The sequence below is a fragment of the Streptomyces torulosus genome (genome assembly GCF_001419765.1).
Taxonomy (GTDB): Bacteria; Actinomycetota; Actinomycetes; order Streptomycetales; family Streptomycetaceae; genus Streptomyces; species Streptomyces torulosus.
Genome location: NZ_LIRK01001008.1, coordinates 1 through 1,517 on the forward strand (window position 1 = coordinate 1; position 1,517 = coordinate 1,517).

Below are 1,517 nucleotides of genomic sequence, written 5' to 3' on the forward strand. Positions count from 1 at the left end.
GTCGAGGTTGAGTCTGGGCGGGGCGGGGTGGTTCCCGTCCCCCTGTACGTCTCCCCGCGTGCCGTGCGTATCTGTCATGTGGCGCGCATCCCCGACCCGGCAGGCGCCCGGCGTGCGCCTCTGTGTCGCATGCGCCTGCGCGCCGAAGCACGGCGCCGGACCCTTACGCTCGCGGCGGCGGCTGTGTGCGCCGGGGGTGCTCCCGTACGCGGCATCGGGACTCGGGCCCGAGGGGGCAAATCCCCGAACGGGTGTTGACGTGCCGTGTCCGTTTGATCACGCTTGTGGTCATCGATTCGCCGCGAGGGGACGACGAGGGCTTCGGTGACGGGAGCCCTCGACGAGTGTGGGTCGTGTTTCGGCGTCGGCTCCCGACCGGGCCCGGGGAGCGGGGCGGGTACGCCGAGGCCGGATGGCGGCGCGCGGTGCCGAGCTCGGGGCGGGCAGCGGCGCGCCGCCTACCGACCCTGTCTCACAGCACCGCCACCGGAGCCACCGGTGTGCCCGTACCGCCGACGAACGGCTCCGGCATCGCCGACAGCAGGAAGTCGTACCGGCCCGCTTCTCCACAGGCTGTGGACAACTCCTCCAGATTCCAGTTCTGGCCCTGCGGCATCCCCATCTCGACCAGGTGCAGCGCGTGCACCGGGAGCCAGAGGTCCTCGATCTCCGGCGGGAAGATCTCGAAGGTCATCGTGTCGTTGGCGACGGCGGCGACGTCCCGCGCGTGGAACCACTCCGGGGTACGGATCGACAGCCCCGGTGACGGGAACGCGTACCCGTGCTTGTCGCCCGCGAGGTACGCCTGGACCTGCCCGGTGCGGACGAGGACGATGTCGCCCGCGCGGACCCGCACCCCGGCCGACTCCTCCGCCGCGTCCAGGTCCTCCGGTGTGACCGCGTGGCCGCCGGGCAGCCGGCCGGTGTCTAGGCCCAGGGCGCGCGGGATATCGAGGAGCACGCCGCGCGAGACGATGTGGCGCGCCTTGTCGATGCCGGCGAACGCGGCCCCGGTGTGCGGGGTGATCGTGTCCGCCGGGCGGCCGTTGTAGACGCGGCCCGAATGGGAGACATGGGTCAGGGCGTCCCAGTGGGTGCCCGCCTGAAGGCCCATCGTCACGGCGTCGTCGCTGCACGCGACCGTGCCCGGCCCGAAGATCTCCTGGTTGATCTGCACCATGACGTGCAGCGGATTGACCCGGCCCGGGATCATCCCCGTCTGCACGCCGTCCTGCCGGAGGGACAGTGCGAGCGGGACGCGGCGTCCGGAACGGACCGAGCGAGCGGCCTCGCGGACCACCTCGTCGGTGATCAGGTTGAGTGTGCCGATCTCGTCGTCCGCCCCCCAACGGCCCCAGTTGTTCACGCGCTTGGCGATCTCATGGAACTCCGTGGGCAGTGACATCGGCCCTCCCCGGGGCTTGTGTCGGTGTATCTGACGGGTCGTAGAATCGGCGTGCGAGCAAATCTAACGGTCCGTCAGAAACCGCGATGAGGGGAAGGGGCCGGGGTGGGAA

Annotated in this window: 1 protein-coding gene; it reads right to left on the reverse strand. The window is 71.0% G+C overall.

Annotated elements, in window-relative coordinates; genetic code table 11:
- Nucleotides 1-472: 472 nt before the first annotated feature.
- The gene (locus AOK23_RS43605) at nt 473-1,405 is read right to left on the reverse strand and encodes a cyclase family protein (protein WP_055717876.1); all 933 of its coding nucleotides are present in this window, start codon (nt 1,403-1,405) and stop codon (nt 473-475) included.
- Nucleotides 1,406-1,517 lie beyond the last annotated feature (112 nt).